The 20,250-nt window shown below is 52.4% G+C and carries 18 protein-coding genes and 1 pseudogene; 4 read left to right on the forward strand and 15 right to left on the reverse strand.

Annotated elements, in window-relative coordinates:
* Positions 1–53 precede the first annotated feature (53 nt).
* From gstA to JOE32_RS04700, 6 genes and pseudogenes are all read right to left on the reverse strand, one after another.
* A complete protein-coding gene (gstA, locus tag JOE32_RS04680; protein ID WP_209981874.1) occupies positions 54–689 on the reverse strand; it encodes a glutathione transferase GstA in 636 nt (211 codons plus the stop codon).
* A 108-nt stretch (positions 690–797) separates the two neighbouring features.
* A complete protein-coding gene (locus tag JOE32_RS04685; protein WP_209981876.1) occupies positions 798–1,403 on the reverse strand; it encodes a helix-turn-helix domain-containing protein in 606 nt (201 codons plus the stop codon).
* Positions 1,404–1,420: 17 nt separating this feature from the next.
* Entirely contained in the window at positions 1,421–2,641 is a 1,221-nt protein-coding gene (locus tag JOE32_RS04690) for a multidrug effflux MFS transporter (protein ID WP_209981878.1), read from the reverse strand.
* 172 nt (positions 2,642–2,813) lie between these two features.
* Positions 2,814–2,964: pseudogene (locus tag JOE32_RS24930) on the reverse strand (transcriptional regulator FeaR); the annotation flags it as partial.
* A gap of 285 nt (positions 2,965–3,249) precedes the next feature.
* On the reverse strand, positions 3,250–4,875 hold the full coding sequence (locus JOE32_RS04695) for a methyl-accepting chemotaxis protein (RefSeq protein ID WP_209981880.1): 1,626 nt from the start codon (positions 4,873–4,875) through the stop codon (positions 3,250–3,252).
* 324 nt (positions 4,876–5,199) lie between these two features.
* Entirely contained in the window at positions 5,200–6,390 is a 1,191-nt protein-coding gene (locus tag JOE32_RS04700) for an acyl-CoA dehydrogenase family protein (protein WP_209981882.1), read from the reverse strand.
* Positions 6,391–6,649: 259 nt separating this feature from the next.
* On the opposite strand from JOE32_RS04700, the gene JOE32_RS04705 reads away from it, so the two are divergent.
* Positions 6,650–7,177: a flavin reductase gene (locus JOE32_RS04705; protein WP_042944676.1), complete on the forward strand. Its 528-nt coding sequence runs from the start codon at positions 6,650–6,652 to the stop codon at positions 7,175–7,177.
* Between the two features lie 55 nt (positions 7,178–7,232).
* On the opposite strand, the gene JOE32_RS04710 is transcribed toward JOE32_RS04705, so the two are convergent.
* The 5 genes from JOE32_RS04710 to JOE32_RS04730 form a co-directional block, all read right to left on the reverse strand.
* Positions 7,233–8,159, reverse strand: a complete 927-nt coding sequence (locus tag JOE32_RS04710) for a LysR family transcriptional regulator (protein ID WP_232291305.1) — start codon at positions 8,157–8,159, stop codon at positions 7,233–7,235.
* 14 nt (positions 8,160–8,173) lie between these two features.
* Positions 8,174–8,731 carry a cytochrome b/b6 domain-containing protein gene (locus JOE32_RS04715; protein WP_042944675.1) on the reverse strand — a complete coding sequence of 186 codons (558 nt, stop codon included), beginning with the start codon at positions 8,729–8,731 and terminating at the stop codon, positions 8,174–8,176.
* Positions 8,731–9,807: a catalase family peroxidase gene (locus JOE32_RS04720; protein WP_209981884.1), complete on the reverse strand. Its 1,077-nt coding sequence runs from the start codon at positions 9,805–9,807 to the stop codon at positions 8,731–8,733. The genes JOE32_RS04715 and JOE32_RS04720 overlap by 1 nt, the downstream gene beginning before the upstream one ends.
* A gap of 262 nt (positions 9,808–10,069) precedes the next feature.
* Entirely contained in the window at positions 10,070–11,023 is a 954-nt protein-coding gene (locus JOE32_RS04725) for a PDR/VanB family oxidoreductase (protein WP_209981886.1), read from the reverse strand.
* A gap of 67 nt (positions 11,024–11,090) precedes the next feature.
* Positions 11,091–12,611: an aldehyde dehydrogenase family protein gene (locus JOE32_RS04730; protein ID WP_209981888.1), complete on the reverse strand. Its 1,521-nt coding sequence runs from the start codon at positions 12,609–12,611 to the stop codon at positions 11,091–11,093.
* A gap of 382 nt (positions 12,612–12,993) precedes the next feature.
* Between JOE32_RS04730 and JOE32_RS04735 the strand changes: the two genes are divergently transcribed.
* A complete protein-coding gene (locus JOE32_RS04735; protein WP_003173921.1) occupies positions 12,994–13,626 on the forward strand; it encodes a TetR/AcrR family transcriptional regulator in 633 nt (210 codons plus the stop codon).
* On the opposite strand, the gene JOE32_RS04740 is transcribed toward JOE32_RS04735, so the two are convergent.
* From JOE32_RS04740 to JOE32_RS04755, 4 genes are all read right to left on the reverse strand, one after another.
* Positions 13,610–14,608, reverse strand: coding sequence for a LysR family transcriptional regulator (locus JOE32_RS04740; protein ID WP_232291304.1), 999 nt, complete (start codon positions 14,606–14,608; stop codon positions 13,610–13,612). The two genes, JOE32_RS04735 and JOE32_RS04740, sit on opposite strands and share 17 nt — an antisense overlap.
* A gap of 236 nt (positions 14,609–14,844) precedes the next feature.
* Positions 14,845–16,149, reverse strand: coding sequence for an FAD-binding oxidoreductase (locus JOE32_RS04745; RefSeq protein WP_124377926.1), 1,305 nt, complete (start codon positions 16,147–16,149; stop codon positions 14,845–14,847).
* Positions 16,150–16,220: 71 nt separating this feature from the next.
* The gene (locus JOE32_RS04750; protein ID WP_003173919.1) at positions 16,221–16,661 is read right to left on the reverse strand and encodes a Rid family hydrolase; all 441 of its coding nucleotides are present in this window, start codon (positions 16,659–16,661) and stop codon (positions 16,221–16,223) included.
* 53 nt (positions 16,662–16,714) lie between these two features.
* Positions 16,715–17,854, reverse strand: coding sequence for a tyramine oxidase subunit B (locus tag JOE32_RS04755; protein ID WP_003173918.1), 1,140 nt, complete (start codon positions 17,852–17,854; stop codon positions 16,715–16,717).
* 483 nt (positions 17,855–18,337) lie between these two features.
* Between JOE32_RS04755 and JOE32_RS04760 the strand changes: the two genes are divergently transcribed.
* Positions 18,338–18,844, forward strand: coding sequence for a nuclear transport factor 2 family protein (locus JOE32_RS04760; protein WP_003173917.1), 507 nt, complete (start codon positions 18,338–18,340; stop codon positions 18,842–18,844).
* Entirely contained in the window at positions 18,841–19,941 is a 1,101-nt protein-coding gene (locus tag JOE32_RS04765) for an amidase (protein WP_209981890.1), read from the forward strand. Before JOE32_RS04760 ends, JOE32_RS04765 begins: the two co-directional genes overlap by 4 nt.
* The last annotated feature ends 309 nt before the right edge of the window (positions 19,942–20,250 follow it).

The raw sequence follows: 20,250 nt of genomic DNA on the forward strand, positions 1-20,250 counted from the left end.
GCTAGCTGCGATTGTCTGCAGTGGGCTACCCGTTGGCAACAGTCATCAAGACGCTAGTTCAAGTCGAGACCTTCCTCAAGTATGGACTGTTGCACGGCTTCACGGCTCTTCACACGCTCGTACCAAGCTTGCAGGTGATGAAGACTGTCAAGATGAAGTGGCGTATCCTCGTAGGACTTAAGCCAGGACGCCTTAGCCCATCCAGTCACCGCAAACAGGTAGGTGTCAGCGACCGTGAATTTTTCACCCATAAGAAACTGTTTGTCTGAGAGATGCTGATTAATCCAAGCGTAGCGTTTCTCCAGCTTCGGTCTTGCGATCTCAATGTAATCTCCTGCCGGAGTAGCATAAAAGAGCGGAATAAAGCCCTTATGGATTTCCGTTGAGAGGAAGGCGAGCATTTCCTGAAGCTTGTATCTTTCAAACGTTCCGTTGGCTGGAGCGAGGCCTATTTCGGGGTGCTGGTCCGCAAGATATTGAATGATTACAACTCCCTCCAAGAGCAGTTCACCATTATCAAGCTCAAGCGCAGGAATGTAGCCGTGCGGGTTGACCTTGTAAAAATTCTTTCCCTGTTCTGTTACATGATCTTTGAGGTCGACCTTGATGAATTCGACATTGAGGCCAAGTTCGTTTGCAACGATGTGTGGCGAAAGGGAGCAGGCGCCAGGCTTGTAGTAGAGCTTCATTCTGTGATCTCCATGGAATTAATTGTCGTGCTTTAAAATGTGAAGCCTATGTTAGTTCGCTTTGTAAGCGACTCGCTCGCTACGTTTTGCACCGTTTGCATGGATGAGTTACTCATGCGCCACCTTTCCCACAGCCAGAGACAGCGAATCACCAAGAATGCGCCACAAAGCGGTAAGACGCCGACAGTAGGTGCCTTCACTACAGTAAATCAACTCGACATGAAGGCTATCGATAACCGCGATATAAGCATCCTGAAACATTGAAATCTCGTTCGCCGACAGTGCTGGATACCTGTTCTCAAGGCTTACGCCGAAGCGTTCACGAAGACGGTCCAGATAGGCTTCAAAGCCACTTGTAACCGATGCCTTTAATTCCGAAGGCGGAAAGAATGCCGTGCGCAGCAGGAAACGCAGAGCAGCGGAAGACTCGTAGCGGTTTGAAAGATTGTCCGTGTACAGCTTGCCGGGCTCGTCATCATTCGCCGGGACGCTTGCAAACATCTCTTCGATATAGTGCCTCTCCGTCGCCAGCGCCAGATTCAGCACGGCGTTGAACAGATCATCCTTGCTCTTGAAGTGCGCGTATAACGAGGGCTTGCGCATACCTGCCACGACAGCGATTTCATTGAGCGAAGAGGCGTCGTATCCCCGCTCAGCGAAATGCACCAGAGCGATATCACAGATTCTGCTTGCCGAAGGGCTCAGCACTTTCATCGGGATGACCTTTTAATTCAGTGATTTAACGCGGTGATGTGCTCGGCCCTGCCTTCGCGCACACTGACCCAGGTCAGCGCACCCACCATAACGGCGCAGACTATCAGGAATGCGCACCAGGCAATGGCGCCATGGCTGCTCGCCCAGCCGGTCAACGGTGTGGCGAAGGCCGAGATGCCAAGCTGAAACGCGCCGAGCAATGCAGCCGTTGAACCCAGGGCAGTGGTTTGCGAAGACATCACCAGCGTCATCAGTGAGGTTTCTGCAATCCCCAATCCAAGCAGTGCTACCGCAACACCGGCAGCCAGCCAGTACAAACTAGAACCAGATACTGCTGCGCCGTAGGCCATGACAGAACCTGCAAAGATGCAAAAAGCTCCAGCCGTTGCCATGCGGGCCAAACCGTACTTGCCCACAAGTCTGGTAGCCACGACGGCCCCTATGAGAATCGCGATGCCGGTTGCGCCAAACAGCGTACCGAACTGGGCAGCAGGAAGTCCGTATTCCTTCTGATAAACAAATGTAGCGCCGCCCACATAGGCAAAGAGAAAGAAGAACACGGCTGACAGCGCTAAGGCTGGCCTTAGAAAACGACAGTCTTTTGCGATGCGCGCATACGTGCGTATCGCAAGTCTCATATTCAATGGCTCGCGCTTTTGCATGGGGAGTGTTTCAGGCAAAACAGCCATCGAATTCACCGCCACCAGCGCACCGAGAACAGCCAGTACCAGCATGACGGCCCGCCATCCGAAATGCGCCTCAATGTAACCACCCAACCCCGGGGCGATGATGGGAGCAACGCCTTGAATGGTCAGCAGCAGGCCAAAAAGTTTTGCTGCCTGAACGCCCTGAGTGACGTCACGCACCATGCTCATGATGACTACCAACGTCAAAGCACTGCCTATCCCTTGGGCAAATCGTGCCACGAGTAGCCACTCAAGGGTTGGTGCCGCTCCTGCAGCCAGCGCACTCAAACTGAACAGCAACAAGCCTGCTATCAGTGGACGTCGACGGCCCAGGGCGTCGACTACCGGCCCGAACAGCAGTTGCCCAAGCCCCATTGCCAATAAAAAGACCGTGAGCGTCAGCTGAATGCTGGCAACACTGGTCGAATAATCAACCGCCATTTCGGGCAGGCTTGGCAAATACATATCGACGGCTGAGGGCCCCAGTGCGGCGATGGCGCCCAAGGCAATGGCAAACTTCAGTGAAGGATTGCCGAAATGACTCTTTTCCATAACAAACTCATGATAGGCGTCCTACCGGAAGGTAGGATGGTTTGGTGAGGTTAACGAGAACCGAGAGGCAGGGTCAAGCCGTTATTTTCTTAGTGGCCAGGCAGCACCTGCCAGCGCTCCGGGCAAGGCATGCGCACGAAAGTGTTTTAGGCTTCAGTTCAAAGTGTTTTTTTCAAGAAGCGGCTGAAATGAGCGGAATCTGTGAAACATCATTTTTAAGCGATCGAGTTAAGCGACTCAGTGCGCAGAAACGGGTTGGCCAAATCGATCACGCTGCGTTCGAGCCTGGCGCACTGGATGTATCGACAGACGCAGTCACCTTCCGCACCAGCGATGGGAGCGGAGAGGGTGGCCATCTCGTTGTAGTCGGGGCAATTTGGAGGCAACACAGAGGACCATATGGCGCCGTTATCCAGCGCCACGGTTGGCCCACACGCCAATGGGACACTTAGCGCCAATGGCCGTAATTTTGTGGGCAGGATCAGGGTTCAAATTGAACTCTGTGAGAGCCAGATTTGCCTGCGATCTAGGCGCCTTGGTGTATCAGGCAGACCTCTTCATCGCACGCGCGGGCAAGTCTCACTCTAACAGATGGTCTCCGATACCTCTTACAAGCGAAACCTCGACACCATGCTGTTCAGGTCAACCGCCAAGCGGGTCAACTCGCCGCTGGCGGCGCTGGTCTGGGCTGCGCCGTTGGAAGATTGCGTCGACAGGTCCCGGATGTTGACCAAGTTGCGGTCCACTTCACGGGCGACTGCAGCCTGTTCTTCCGCAGCGGCGGCGATGACCAGGTTACGCTCGTTGATCTCGATCACTGCGGTGTTGATGGTTTCCAGCGCCAAGCCTGCGCCTTTCGCAATGTTCAGGGTAGATTCAGCACGTTCAGTGCTGTTACGCATTGAACTGACCGCTTTTTGGGTGCCGCCTTGAATGCTGCCAACCATGCGTTCAATTTCGCTGGTGGACTGCTGGGTGCGATGGGCCAAGGCGCGTACTTCATCGGCGACAACCGCAAAGCCGCGACCGGCTTCACCGGCCCGGGCCGCTTCGATAGCTGCGTTCAGCGCCAGCAGGTTGGTCTGATCCGCCAAGCCACGAATCACGTCCAGAACCTTGCCGATGTCGCGGGACTCTTCCGCAAGATTACCAATCAGATTGGCGGTGCTTTGCACATCCCCGCTCATGCGTTCGATAGCGTTGACGGTTTCGTGAACCAGATCCCGGCCATCGCCTGCTGACGCCGTCGCGTTTTTTGACGCCTCTGAAGTGCTCACTGCGTTACGCGCCACTTCTTCGACGGCGCTGGTCATTTCGTTGACTGCAGTCGCGGCTTGTTCTATTTCGTTGTCCTGCTGCGCAAGGCCACGGGCGCTTTCATCGGTAACTGCGTTCAGTTCCTCGGCAGCGGAAGCCAGTTGTGTTGCGGATCCGGAAATACGCATCAAGGTATCGCGCAGTTTCTCCTGCATTTTTTGCATGGCTAGCAGCAACCGGCCCGCTTCGTCAGTGCCATCAACCTTTATTGGTCGGGTCAGATTACCTTCGGCGATGGTTTCAGCCGCTTCAAGTGCCAACGCTATCGGTTGGGTGATGCTCTTGGTCAGCAGCCAGGCAAACAGCATGGTCAGCAGCGAGGCAATAATGAGGAGGCCGACAACCCAGTTGAACGCAGAGCTGTACTGGTCAGCAGCGGATTGATTGATGATAGCCAGCTGGGCGTTATTGAAGTCAGTAAGCTTATTCAACGCTACGTTGATCTGCTCAGCGTTAGCCGCAGACTCGGCGTTCAGCACGCGCGTTAGCTCCTGCAGATCGCCAGCCCGACTGAGGGTAACAAGGCGCGTTTCAATTTTGCGATATTCACCCATCAGCCGCATATAGTCGTTGTAGTCGGATTGCTCTACAGGGGATGAAATCAGTTTGGCGTATGCTGCCTGCAACTTGTTAAGTTGTTGGTTTTGTTCCTCAAGTAATTCGATGGTCCTGTTCTGAATATTCGGTTCGCGATCAGTCAACAGCCGATGCGATAAAACCCGCATGCGGACGCCCGTCACAGTGAGAGCATTCAGGGTCTGAAAGCTAGGGACGCCATTTATCGCAATGTCGTCGCCAGCTGCTCGGATCTTGCTCATCTGAGACAGGGCGAAGAGGCCGAGAATCAGCATTAGCGCGCCTATCAGGGAGAACCCCAGAAATGCGCGCGGAGCAATGTTCATTGTTCTTATTGTCATGGTTTTCCTAGAGCGTGGAATGTGCTCCCCGCAAGCAGCGGCGGATGGCCCAGCGCATAAGTTTTTATCGGTCGCTTGATGACACACTTGAGCGAAAACAGCTGTGTACCGCATATTAAAACTGATATTGCCCACTCACCAACTTGCACACATCGATTGATGTTGGCCCGATGCAGCCCGATTGCGACAATCTTCAACCCAAATGACCTGAACGCGATTTTCGTTAAGTTGGTAGAGACTCGCTAACAAGGCTGCATATTTCTCCTACAGAATCAGCTCTAGAGGCTGCGGCAGCGTGGCAGAAGCTGCTGTGCATAATGGTGCTCAAGGATAGGGGATGGTCGGTTCGATGCCGGCGAACACCGCGCCAGCGCCGTCGTAAGTCGCTTCGCCGAGGAAAGCATGCTGTGTCACTACCATGGAGTCGCGTACGATCCATTGCAGACGATTGTCATTGAAGATGGCTGCAGTCCCAGCCAGTCGATAAGCCTTCATGACTACGTCCGCTCCGGTATGAGCGGCATGGGTAGCGCTGAGGCGCAATAAGTTTGTCTGCTGCAGGGTCACCGGATTACCGGCCAAAAGCGAGGCCCATACAGCTTCGGCGGATTCGTAGAAAAACGCCTGGGCGCTTCGCAGCATCGCCTCTGCCTTACCCAGTTCGCTGCGGTAATAAGCGCGATCACCCAAGCGCGGGGCACCGGTGACAGTCTTGGTGCTGCCCGACATTGCGATCACCAAGTCCAGTGCTGCGCGTGCCAGCCCAAGGTTAACGGCGGCGTGAACTTGCGCCTGGTAGGAAACGGACGGGTAATGATAGAGGGGCTCGTCAATTGTGGAGGCACTGCCACGCACGAAAGTCCACTCGTGTTGGATGTTCTTTTGGTGCAATTTGAGGTCATGGCTTCCCGTCCCTTGCATTCCGACAACATTCCAGTTGTCGACGATCTGCACTTCGCTTGCCGGGAACACAGCGGTCAGCGGTTTGCCTGCCGTCGGTCCTCCACCGTTGGCCGATGTGCCACCGATACCTACACCAATCCAGTTGGCACCTTTGCACCCACTAGCAAACCGCCAGTGCCCGCTGACTTCCCAGCCATTTTCAGTCTCTTTGGCGGGTTGTAGAGGGTAAAGGCCGCCAGCATAGACCTGGTCTGGCCCGTTGGCATAAATCAACGCTTGGGTTGCCTGGGGGAGTGCCGCCAGGTAGATGTTGGCTGAGCCGAATGCGGTTACCCAACCGACCGAACCGTCGGCTTCGGAAACCCGCTCTACAATGCGCAGGAACTCGGCTGGAGCCAGCGCATCGCCACCGAAACATTTGGGAGTACTGGCGCGGAAGATACCGACTGCTTTCATTTTTTCGATCATGTCTAAAGGGACATGGGAGCGTTGATTAAACTCGCCGCGACGCTCGGCAATCTCCGCGATCACATCATCCAGGGAAATCGCCTTGATGCTGATTGGAGCGCCTTTACGTGTGTCACGATCATCGAAATTGTTTTTGCTGTTCATGTTTATTGTTCTCTGGATAGGGTGACTGCATACACGTTCAGGATGCGTGAGCTGATAAGAAAAAATCAAATTCGGAATATGAATAAGCTTAATAATCTGTGGGAATTAACTGTCGTGCCATGCGCCTCTAAAGGGGAGGGCGTTTAAGCGCGATGGCTATTCCTGCTGTCAATAGTTCGTATGAGTAAAGCGAATTTGACCGGATGAACAATCCGTCTCAATATAGATTCACCAAGTCAATAATTACAAGGTGAAGGTTATGGTTAGCGATCAATCAAAACAACATTTTCGGCAAGCGCTGTCATTGTTGTCTGCGGCGGTGAATATCATTACTACCGATGGCCTCCATGGTCGCTTCGGATTAACTGCGAGTGCGGTCTGCTCGGTCACTGATACGCCCCCAACATTATTGGTTTGCATCAACCGTAACAGTTCAATTCATGAGGCGTTGCTGGGCAACAGGGCGTTGTGCGTAAATATACTGACCGGTGATCTGGAGGGTGTTGCGCGACAGTTTGCTGGTATGACTGACCTGCCGCCTGCTGAACGTTTTACCGGCCAGGATTGGCGGACAGGCTCCTCGGGCCTGCCGGTGTTGAACGACGCCCTAGCAAGCCTCGAAGGAAACATAGTAGACATCAAGGAAGTCGGATCGCACTCGGTATTATTTGTCGAAATTAACCAAATTCAGGTCCGTGAAGAGGGCGAGAGTCTGATTTACTTTGGGAGAAACTTTCACCGTCTGGGGCGGGCTGCAGCCGCCAACGTGCAGACTCCTGCGTCCTGAATAATTGCAGTTCCCCATTCGCGGGTTACATGGTTTTGAATAATGCTCGCGCGCATCATTTGATGTGAACTCCAGTACGGCTGCCGGAGGCAAACAGACTAATGATTAACCCGCGCAGCCAGGTTATCCCGGCATCCGATAGGAAATGGCTATGGCAATAAAGTCCCACCGAGATTGACGGCAATTCGATGGGCAGACTCAGCAGCCGATAGCGCTGGTCGCGGTTTAGCTGCATGGCAATGACACGCGGCAGAATCAATGCCAGATTAGTGTTAGCAACGATTTTCGGGGCGATCGTGAAGTTAGGTACTTTCAGAGCGATTTCGCGCGCAATGCCGGCCTTTCCGAATGCTGCATCGGCGGTTAGGCCATGGCCGGTAATATTGCTCGAAACGTCAACATAGCGCAGGGCGAGTATGTCCTGAACGCTCAATTCATCTTCCTGAAAAGGATGGCCGTTGCGCAACAAACAAATGAATTCGTCGTCTAGAAATTTTTCGTAGATGCACTCTTCACCAAGTTCCACTAGATAGCCTATCGCGATATCTACTTCACCTTTGCGCAATGCTATAGCCAGTTGTTCTATAGGCATTTGACGCACATCCAGGCGTACTTTCGGCGCCTCGCGCGCTAGCACTTCCATCACCGTCGGTAGCACATAAAGTTGCGACATATCCGACATGGAGATGCGAAAAGTACGATCCGCTGTTTTAGGTTCAAAGTTCGAAAACATCATTAATGCGCTTTGAATAATAATCAGTGCATGTTCAATGGGGCCGTGCAGGCGAATAGCTGCGTCAGTAGGCTCCATCGACGTTGCTGTTCGTACGAACAGCGGATCGTCAAACACATCACGTAGTCGGCGCAGTGCGTGACTGACGGCGGGCTGGCTGAGGTGTAGGCGTTCGGCCGCGATTGTCAGGCTGCGGTATTCCCAAATAGCCACAAAAGTCCTGAGAAGATTCAGATCGATCGTGGCCATGTTGATGTGCGTCATTATTTACCAGGAGCCTTACGCGTGATGCTGGAGAAGACGCCGTCGCGGTATATCCAGGCATGTATCAGCGCTGCGCAAAGATGTCCTAATACAAGCAGAAACAGAAGCCAGGCGAATAGCCCATGTGCGGCCCGAAACCAAGCGTAAAGCACGGAGCTGACTGGAGCAATTGGTGGAAGGTTCCAGCCCGCGAACATGGTGACAGGCCAATTGCCGGCAGAGAGCGTCGCCCAGCCGAGCAGTGGCAGGCAGAGCATCAGCATGTAAAGCAATAGATGCGAGACATGCGCCGCCATTGCCTGCCAGTACGGTACGCTGGCAGGCAATGGCGGCGTGGCGCTTAAAAGCCGATTGCCTAGACGCAGGATAGCCAAAAGAAGAATGGCGATTCCCAGAGGCCTATGAAGATCAATGAGCCAGGGACGCAGGCTCAGAGAAGACATCATGCCGACGCCTATAAATAGCATGGCCAGGATAAGTACAGCCATGAGCCAATGGAGCACCCGTGCCGCGAAATTGAAATTTTGCACACCGGTGTGCTTCTGCTGGGTATGCATTATTTGGTTTCCTTTTTGCCAACCGCGTCAGTGGCTTTACCAAAACCGATTTCTCTTAACCTGGCGTTATAGGACTGGGAATAAATACCCGCACGGGCTGCAAGCACCGGATCGTCTGAAAGTGCTATTCCTGAAGGTACAAGCGTAGGGTCAAAGTTAATGTCACGACATGCCCCATGAATTTGCTCTACCACCTGGTTGACCTCTAGCGTCCCAGCGATTACCTCCTTGCGATTGCTCGGCCATGGTTGAGAAGGGTCGTTCACCGGATCTCCTGCCTCGGCCAGTTGGAATACCAGATCCCAATACAAGGGTGCTACACCCACACGCTGAGTTATTTCATCAAACAGGAAGTCATGACTGGCTTGCGCATGAGCCTCTTTGCTCAACATCTCTACAGCCGCACGAGGGCGCATGGACCAGCGCACAGGTTGACGTTTTCCATCCGCTGCAATGAGTACGAAGGCGTTGATGGAATTATATTCGGTTCCTGCAAAACTGGCCGGCCAAGTTGCGTTCGCCTCTCGCTCTACAGACTTGCGAGCCTCTGGATATTTTTGAAAAAACGCGGCCACCTTGTCCGGGGCTGGTTGTCCAGTCCCAGCCACCGGTTCAAAGGCTTCGACCTGGGCCAGGAAACCCTCAGCATCCCGAGTCGCGAAGTAGGGTTCGTTGTTGAGCTTCATTCGCCACTGTGACTTATCGTCGCCTACCAGCATGAGTGCCATGCTGACGGTCGCCGTCGAATTGTCCGCCGCATGCGGGTCCACGGTGCCGATTGAAAAACGCCCGACAGCGGGAATGTTAGCCGGTAGAAAAATACGTGAGGTCGACAGAGGGACGGCTGCGCCGCTCGCATGAAAAGTCCCACTGAAACACATACCCTTACCGTGGGCCCGTCGATAGCCTGGCGGAAAATGATCCAGGGAATCACCCAGAAATTCTTTTGTGGTAACGCCGGTGCCTAAGAATCCTCCTGTCCAGGCAAAAGCCAGCACAAGAGCAGTCGCGATACTGAATATGCCCAACAACGGCACTCGATATTTCCATAAGCCCTGAAGGTTATTCTTAAGCATAAAATTCTCAGCTGCACTTTGTCAGGCAGCGCTGGATTGAAACTGCCGAATGGATAGCGCCAACACTAACCGGCGCAAAGCAGTAGTCATGTGTAAGACAGAGGGATTTCAATCGCCGATATGGCAGGAAAAAATCCCGGTGGGCTCAATGGGTTTGCTTGAGCGGCAAAGCATGATAGCCCCTGCGCCATAGCCTGTGTGTGTCATTACATTGCTGAGGACGCCCAAGGCAAATGACGCCGGCGGTGCACCCATTTTGACGTTATATGTCCAGCACCAATCGTGGAGATTTTGATCGTGAACAGCATACTAATATCATATCGTTCGCCGCTTTTTCATCAGCAGTGAGATACACATCTCGATGGTCTGGTTCACCCTCTAAAACATCACAAAGGCATGTGCCACAAACACCCTGCTCGCAGGATATTTCGATATCAATACCTACTTCAGCCAGTGCTTGATAAATGGTCTGCCCGGTCATGACATTGACGGTTTTACCGCTGCGCGCCGCCACAACCTCAAAACCAGACCCATTGGTATCAATGTCGGCCTGAAAGTATTCGCGGTGAATGTGTGCATCAGGGTAGCCGAGTTCAAGAGCATTATTGATAACCCACTCCATAAAACCTCCCGGGCCGCATGTATAGATGTGAGCCGTCTCCTGGCTGCCTCCTAATACGCGTTTGAGGTCCAGTTTGCTTTCAGGTTCATCGTCGAAGTGCAGCTGGACGGCTTGGGAAAATACGGAGCCCTCCAACTCTTCAAGAAACGCACTTCGGCTACGTGAGCGTGCGCAATAATGCATTTCAAACGCCTTGCCCTTGGCTTCAAGCGCATAGGCCATGGCCAGCATCGGTGTGATGCCAATACCCCCTCCGAGCAGGATTGAACGTTCGGCATTCAAGTCCAGCGGGAAATGGTTACGAGGCAGGCTAATGTTGACCTTTACGCCTTCAAGCAATTCCTGATGGACTGCAATGGATCCCCCCCTGGATTGAGGATCTCTCAATACCCCAAGGCGATAAATGCCTGCGTCAGCGGGATCTCCGCACAACGAATATTGGCGGATCACACTTGAGGGGAGGTGCACATCAATATGGGCACCGGCTTCAAAGGTCGGCAAATTGCCGCGGTCTGCCCGCGCCAGCTCGATGACGACCACATCATCACCTTGCAGCACTCGTTTAAGCACGACTACGTTTAGGAGTTCATTCATCGGGTAATACCTGTACGCACGCGGGAAGACAATTCATCTTGATGGTTTAAAAAAAGCTCGCCAATCTTCATTCAGCCTGATCAAAAACACGCATAACACCGGCCTTGAGTGACGTGTGGGCGAGTAAGCCTTCTTCACCCAATTCATGACCTGCGCCCGAATCCTTCATGCCGCCGAAGGGGAGACTGAGATCCAGCACATTGTGGTTATTGATCCAGATAGTGCCTGCCTTCACGCCGCCGAAGAAGCTCGTGATCCGATCGACGTTTTTGGTCCAGATACTGGCTCCCAAACCAAATGAGGTCGCATTGGCGCGCTGGATAACCTCACGGTCGTCCTTGAAGGAAAAGGCTGTTAGCACCGGCCCAAAAATCTCCTTTTGGGATGTGATGCTGTTGTTTGTAAGGTCGGTCAAAATGGTAGGCTGAATATAAGCACCAGGGCTGTTGATCGTTTCGCCCCCACACAGTAATTCTGCACCGGACTCAAGGCCCTGGTGGATCATGCTCATAACCTTGTCGCGGTGGGCGTGATGAACGAGTGGGCCCATCTGCGAACTTAAATCCAGACCCGGGCCAATTTTGATGGTCCGTGCGATTTCAGCGACTCCCGCAGTGACTTCGGCGTAGTGGCGTTCGTGGACGTACAGCCGAGAACCTGCGCAGCAGTTTTGACCATGATTGCCGAAAATAGCCCAGGCAGCGCCGGGAATAGCGATGTTCAGATCGGCATCTTCGGCGATGACGACCGGTGACTTTCCGCCGAGTTCAAGCGTGTACTTTTTCATCAGGGGCGCTGCTATTGCGGCGATTCGTTTCCCTGTCTCGGTCGAGCCTGTAAAACTTATCTTGTCCACGCCAGGGTGCTCAACAAGCGCCGCACCCACTTCATGACCTAGGCCGGTAATGACATTGACAACTCCAGGTGGAATACCAGCTTCATTACACAGCTCCGCCAGGCGCAAAGTAGTGAACGGGGTTTGCTCAGCGGGCTTGAGAACAACAGTGCACCCCGTTGCAAGAACAGGTGCCAATTTCCAGACCGCTTGGCAAAGCGGCACGTTCCACGGGGTAATTGCTGCTACGACACCCAGAGGCGATCGTTTTGTGAAACCAAAGAATTTTTGATCCGGAAGGTAAGGAACGGACAAATCCAGGGTTTTTCCAGAGATTTTGGTGGACCACCCCGCCATATAACGCAGCGTATAAACCGACAGGTCCGCATCGAATGCGCGAGTGTTTCGAATAAGGCGGCCACTGCTGAGCGTCTCGAGTTCAGAAAGCTCCTGAGCATTTTCCGCAATCAAATCAGCTAGCCGCAGCATCAAAGCTTCACGTTGGTAGGGTCTCATTCTGGACCAGGTGCTGTCTTCAAATGCCTTGCGTGCAGCGGCCACTGCCAGGTCGACGTCAAATTGGTCTGCCTGTGCGATTTGACCTAATTCAAGACCGTTACTAGGATCGGCGATAGAAAAGTATTTTTCTGAATGCGGGTCCCTGAACTCACCATTAATGAAGATTTGAGTGCGTTTGCCGATCCTGGATTTAGCCCCAGCGCTGAGGTGTTCGTAGTTATTTGCCAATGTCATGATCGAATGCCCATTGTTATTGTTTCAGGGGCCGCTATCGTACTAGCGGAATATAATGGAAATTAATATCCCGCACCGTCAAGAGTTGAACAATGACAGCAGAGGTACCTATTGTTGCCCTTGCTGCAACAAAGGCGAATCATCCAGGTGGTGCGTCCAATGTCTCACTTGCGTGTAGGACGGATTGGTTTTTGCTGATCGTGCCCTAGGCCATGGACCACAACTGCACTAAGCTTAGACGACGATATCGGGTAAAAAAGTAGTGCATCTAACCGGCCAGGTATATCTGACCTGTATGTAATACAAGCAAGTATGGGCTTTAAGGCGAATTAAGAGTGTTGTATAATTTCTGGAAATTTTTAGGTGAAAAAGGAAATTCTCAATGAGGATTGCTAAAAACAATCAAAAGACTGAAGAGAGGCGTACGGCTATTTTGGTCGAGGCAAGGATGGTATTTCTCGACTCGGGAAATGCTGGATTCAGTATGAGAAGCGTGGCTAAAAAAGTCGATATGTCGCTGAGTCATCTTCAATATTTTTTTCCGACCAAAGATCAACTATTTTTGGAGATGGTCAGGTACACCGTAAATGACTATCTGAGAAATTATAAACTCATAATGATGGAGTCCTATAACAGTCCCGAGCAACAGATGTGTGCTGTGTTGGATTATTTATTTAGCGATCTCATGCGACTGGATGTTACAGCTATCTTCGTCGAGCTCTGGGGGATGGCACTCCGGGATGTAGAGGCTCGCCTTTTTCAGCGTAAACTGTACAGAGTCAATAGGCGAAAATTTTCGACAATCCTTACCAGGGTTTACCCTGATGCATCGCGTGAGACCATAAAACGGGTCGCAACCCAGGTGCTGTTACACATCGATGGCATTATGGTGCTTTACATGGTGGATTGGCCGGATGCACAGAATTATGAACGAATAGTTCAAGACGCTAAATCAATCATATGGAGAATCATGGAAAATATCGCTCAGAAAAAAGAGGCTAGTCAACTGCCGTAGCGATGGCATTTTTCCGAACCAAGAAAATCTTATTGGGGTTTCTGCTGTTGCAATCACGAATGCGCCGAATCTGTGCGTTTATCGCCATTGCCAAGTAATGCACCAAATCACGCGAAAGAGGGGACAGCTTCCTGGATTGGCGCGAAATAATTTGTACTTGTGTTACATTCAGCGCGTGATAATCGATAGGAATAGCTTTTAACGTGCCATTGCATAACTCATCAATGACGGGGAAGTCACTGAGTATTGTCGAGGCTATGCCGTTGCGCGTGAGATCCAACATTATCTTCAGTGAGTTTGAAGTAATGTAAGGCTGGAAGTGAGCGCTGCTTTCACTTCGCAACTGATCAATAATCCCTCTGATCCGGTACTCAGGGGGGGGTAGAACAATATCTTCGTCAGCCAAGTCTTGAAGACTGAGTATCGATCTGCCCGCCAGCGGGTGGTCGGGGTGGACAATAGCTCTCATGGGTTGATCGAAAGAATGGAGCCTATTGATGTTTGCGGTCTTGGTAGGGGAAAACACCAATCCTATGTCTGCTTCGTCTTCAGCGACCATTCGCTCAACTTCGTGAGAGGGCGCAATCAAAAGCTCAGTGTGCGATTGTCGGTTAGCTTTGAAAAATTGATAAAGCTCACCTATGGCCTGAGTGCTAAGCAGTCCTTCGCCCACCGCAATACTTGTTCTATTTAAATATCCTTCTTTGAGTTGGCCGAGTTTTTTCAAAAGTAGATTGTGATGACCCATACGCTCAACATAATAATCAACTGCAGCCTGACCAGCGGCGGTCAAGCAGATCCTGTGAGTACCTTCTTGTATGAGCTGAATACCGAGATCGGACTCCAGTTTTGCAATCTGGCGACTGATGGAGGAGACGGCGAGCTCCAGCTCTTCGGCCGCCGCGCGCATGGTTCCCAATCTGGAGCTTAAATACAGATACTTGAAGCGTTGATCTTGAAGCTCAGTTTGGGAATTCATCATGGGTGCCTCGCACGGTTCGCATCATCAAGTTTTTATTATGCTGACGAATCTATGCTAGTGAATGCCGGGAAGCAATACCGCGGGCTAGTTTTTTTGGTCAGTGACCTACAATATTTTTATAGCTTTTTGATCTAAGAAGGCTTTTCTGTCTGCGCCGAAATTTGCGGTTCCAGGTTGCATGTTTAACGTTCTATGGGACGCTTGATTGCTGAGGTACCCCTGATTTCCTGGCTTGATCAGCTGTGCTGGCGCTTGAGGTGATACGGTGCGGGATTAACTATGGGTGTGTCGCCAGTGACGAGATCAGCGACCAGTTGTCCGGCTGCTGGAGAGGTGCCAAAACCATGCCCTGAGAATCCGGAAGCAAGCGTCAAGCCCGGGATTTTATCCACGGGGGATATCACTGGGAGGCCGTCCGGCGTTACATCGATCATGCCAGCCCATTCGAGCTCTATGGTGGCTTTTTTAAAGGCGGGCCAAGCTTCAGTGAGATTGCGTAATGCAGCCCGATTCAGTCCGTGATTGACGTTTGGGTCTATTGTCCGTCTCCGCTCGAAAGCAGAGCTACCTTGATCAGAACTGCGTCGCGACAGGGCCAGTTCTGTCATGAACTCTCGTCCCAGGGAAAGATTCATGTTTTTCCATTGGGAACGCAGTGTGGAAAAGTAGTGATGCCCGATCAGCAAGCTGTCAGGTACGATCGGCACCATGAAAGCTCCCCGGTTCGTAATGATATATCCGCCGTCCTGATGTTTGCGAAAAGAGATATCTGGAGTTCCTACCGCGATCTCAGTCATTCCCTCTATCGTCAGCGGAGCCGTTCGAAGGACTGAGGCGACTACCGGCAACGTCAAGAGGGGAACACCCAAGGTAGCCAGGAAGCGTCTCGACCACGTGCCGCCGGAAAGGATTACGTTATCGCAACGCACTTCCCCCCGCTCGGTTACAACACCGCTTACGCTGCCTGCCGACATGGAAAGCGTTCGCACCGCGCAGTTCTCCACGATGATAACGCCTTTTGCAATAGCCGCCCGTGCGATGGCGCTGCTGGCAAGAGTAGGCTCTGCTCGGCCATCAGAGGCTGTATAAATTCCGCCTGCCCAATCGACGGTGCACCCTGGAGAAAGATCAGCGATTTCTCTCGCCGTGACCAGGCGTGAGTCGAGCGAGGCATCAGCGACTGAGTTCAACCATTCTTGATGTGAAGCCATTTCTGAGGCTGAACTGGCGGTATACAAAATACCGGTCTGTCTGTAGCCAACATCGGCATTGAGCCGTTGCGCCATGGTGCCCCAGAGTTTTTCTGCAGCGATTGAAAGAGGGAGGTCCAGTTTGTCCCGCCCCATTTTCCGGATCCAACCCAGATTTCGCGAGGATTGTTCGCCAGCAATTCGGCCCTTTTCAAGTACTGTGACGGGTATGCCACGTTCTGCCAGCGACAATGCCGCGGTGAGTCCGATAATGCCCCCTCCGATCACCACCACTGTCGTGGAGGCAGGAAGAACGACAGAAGTCTGAACGGGAGAGATAGAGGGGGCCAAGTTTCTTATCCTTGATATTGTATACGTTATCGAAAGTGCACTGAATCGCTGCGCCCTGAGGCTGCTAAGTGTCACGTATTATTATGAGTAATCGTGATTTCTTTGACATCGGCCTTTGAAACCCCGCGATAGGCGGTGACTTCAATTTCAACTTTGTATATCTCAGATCCCAGGGGAGGGCTGGTCAGCGTCAGCGTTGGATTAATGCCTCGCATTTTTTCTGCGTAGGTGGCCATTACGATATCTATGTCCTTCGCAAACGGTATGAACACGCGCGCGGCAACGATATCGCCAAGCGAAGCGTCAACGGCCGAAAGGGCATGTTCTATATTGGCCAAGACTTGAAGCGTCTGCTCAGCCGGGTCTTCGGGCATTTCCTTTGTGGCGGGATTGCGGCCGGCGGTATTGGATACGAAAATCAGATCGCCGACGGCGATCAGGCGCGAATAGCTACCCAGCTCCTCAAACTTGGATCCGGTTTTAACTTTAATAACGTCGATAACTTCTTTCATGTGGAGTGTCCGATATTCAATGAAGACTCAGAAGGCGCGGTGGCCGTGCGGGCTCAACTTAGCGTTGGGGTTTCCCAGAGATTAAGTTTGACGCCTATGCCTTTTTCGCATGCGTTCCGATAAATCACGGTGCCCCACGCAACATCTTCTACTGGCATACCGCCGACCGACATGATGATGATTTCATCGTCGTTTTTACGGCCGGGTGCTTCACCGACAACAATCTTGCCCAGATCCTCGAGCTGGTCAGGTGACATTTTTCCTTCGTCGATCAGATCCAGGAATTGGATGCCCACTACTGGCACGATGTTGTGCACTGGCTTGGGATTTTCTTCATGCCATGCCTGGTAGAGAGAAGGATTGTCCAGAACCTTGCGAATGTCGGGTGACTGCATGCCTTCATCGATACTCGTCAAGGCGGGCATGGACAGGAACGTACCAGGGCTTACCCATTCACGCTTCACCACAGGATAGGCAGAGGCGTCACCAATTGCTCCGGAATTGCAGAAGGTGACGATGTCACAGTCGCGTACCACAGCTTCGTTGGTGTCAACCACATGAATGTTGACAATCTGCGGAAAAGTCTCACGAACCCACGATGTAAACGCATCGATATTTTTTTGGCCGCGGCCCTTGACTTTAACTGTGTCAATCTCAGGACATTCGGCAACGAATGCCGAAAGTGAGGTTTTCGCCATCACGCCTGGACCCAGAATGCCAACCACCTTCGAATTCTTTTTGGCCAGATGGCGAGCGCCTACGCCAGGCACCGCGCCTGTTCGATAAGCAGAAAGAAGATTCGCTGACATGATTGCCAGAGGAGCGCCCGTATCGGCATCGTTGAGTACGAACAGAAGGATGGAGCGGGGCAGACCCTTCTCTCTATTCGCGATATTGGATCCGTACCATTTCATCCCGGCCGTCCGAAATTGACCGCCAAGGTACGCAGGCATCGCCATGAAGCGTCGATCGGGGGTAGGTTTAGGCATGTCCGGAAAAGGTGAGTCTTCGGGAAATACCACCACAGATCCGTGGGAATTGTTATTGGGACCTGCCATGCGGTAGTCGCCGTGGTACATCAGGGAAAACATTTCTTCCATCGTGTCAACGCAGGCTGCCATATTGGTAACGCCCGCCTGAATCATGTCCGGTTCAGAGAGGTAGATGAAATCAATATTTGGTAAGTTGTGCATAGTCGTTGATGCTCATTTTGAAATACTGCTCTTGCCGCTGATGCGAACCCTTCTCAGCGGGGACGTGATCTGACCGGTTGCGCTCTAACCTTCAACGCCGTTGTCATTCTGAATCGAACGGTCCAAACCGCAGGGCCTTCGAATAATCGGGTGAGCCATGACGGTTAGGCGCTTTTTTCGGCGCTTAACTGCTCCCAATCAGCCTTGGAGCATTCGGCATGAGTTCTGGCGCTCAAGCTAAACTAGGTAACAGACCACGCTTATCCTACAGTTCGATTTTTTGAACTCGATGACATTCGAGGCGACACTTGTTGTGGTAATGACAACGCTTGCGCTAGCAGGGTATAGAGGCTATTCCGGTCAAGCACCGATCAACGTCATTGCCTAAAAAGCAACATGATCCCTGGTTACTGTGATTGTGGCCCGATTTCTATGTCAGTAATTTCCTTGTCTTGTTTTTGCAAATTCGACAGGAGCCTTTTCATGATTCCCCTCATTTCTGACATTTCCCTGCTGGAAGAGCGTATTCGGGTACTTGAGGCCGAATCTGCGGTTCGCCATTTACTGAATCGGTATATGTTTTTGTGCGACGTTCCCGGGCCTGAAACACGTGAAAGCGAGCTGGGCCAATTGTTCTGCCAGGACGCAGTGTGGCAGGGGGTCGGATCTCGGTATGCCCTTAAGTTTGGTCGTCTAGACGGACGCAAAGCGATAGTGGCGATGCTCATGAGTTACCTGCCGCCAGCTCCACACTTTCTGTCAAATATGCACTTTCTTTCCGGTGAGCAGATATCTGTCGATGGTTTTCAAGCCAAAGGCCGATGGGTAATGCAGCAACTCAGTCGCTACGAATCTGGCCAATCAGGATCAATTGTCGCCGCCCTCAGCGTTGATTTTCTCTGGGAGGCAGGCGCCTGGCGCATCTCCTCTTTTTCAACTGAACGCGTTGATGCCTTTCGTCTCGAGAATGTCCAGGAGGCGTCACTGTGAGCCCGCTGGTCATTGAAGGTTGCATCGGGGGGCCGGGTCGGACGGTCGCCATCAAAGATTCTTTGGATGTGGCAGGTTGGCCAACACGGTGTGGGAGTCGTGCTTTCGAACACGCCCCGCCAGCCCAAGACCATGCAACTGTTGTGGAGGCGCTTCTCGACGATGGCTGGCAAATCATTGGCAAGACTGTGCTGCATGAGCTGGCTTTCGGTGTGACCGGTATCAACGAGTGGGCTGGAACGCCAGTTAATCCACAGGCACCGGATCGGATACCTGGTGGGTCTTCCAGTGGCTCAGCGGTCATCGTTGCTCAGGGAAATGTGGATGTGGCATTGGGTACTGATACAGGAGGTTCTGTGCGCATGCCGGCTGCCTGCTGTGGGGTCTTGGGTCTCAAGCCATCGTTCGGTCGTTTGAGTCGTCACGGTGTGTATCCGGCTTCCAGTTCTCTTGATGTTGTAGGGCCCATGGCTCGTGATCTCGAGACGATCGTGGCTGCGATGACGTCAATGGACTCAACTTTTTCGGCGCATAAGCCTCTCGGGAAATTTCGGGTAGGTTTAGTCAATGTCTCTTGCGATCCGGCGATTGAGCAAGCCATACGGGACGAGATGAATCGTCGCGGCTGGGCCTGGGAAGTCGTCACGCTGCCGCTTCTTGATCAGGCATTCGAAGCTGCATTGACCGTCATTAATGCTGAAACGTGGGCTGCTTATGGTCATTACACCGGCCAGGCTTTACTGGGTGCCGATATTGAGGCGAGGTTACTGCGTGCGGCCAATACTGATGCCGTAGCCGTACAAGCTGCGGATGCGGTGCGCATGGCATTCAGCGAACAGGTAGACCATTTACTGGAGCGCTTCGATACACTTGTCCTTCCGAGTTTGCCTCGTCTGCCACCGCTATTGGTTGATTTATGCAAGGGTGAATCGGTGATCGATCTGACGCGCTTCCTCAGGCCGTTCAACTTGAGCGGGCACCCGGCATTGAGTGTGCCAATTCCCTATCCGGGTTCCTCCATTAAAACCAGCCTGCAACTCATCGGAGCAAAGGGTGACGATGCACGTCTGTGTGCCATTGCTGGTGCGTTCCTTTGAATAAATCAGCGTTCGTCATCGAGCGCAGCAAGCACGCGGGTCAGGCGGTGCAATCAAAAAGTGACTCAGTTCCTTCTCGGGTGACCAAGGACCTGATCAGGGATGTCACCCAAAAGGTTGCAGCGTTGCAATCTGTACAACGAATGTCGCTTACGGTGTCATCGTTTTCGTGGCGAAGTACTGCAAGGATACCGGTAGGCCGTACACCCATATGAAGCCGGCTACCTGTGATGCGCAATCTACATCGCGCCGACAATTAGAAGGATACGCTTGAACCAGATTCAATCCGATTGCCAAGGCCAGGAATAT

The organism is Pseudomonas sp. PvP025 (assembly GCF_017832155.1).
Lineage (GTDB): Bacteria > Pseudomonadota > Gammaproteobacteria > Pseudomonadales > Pseudomonadaceae > Aquipseudomonas.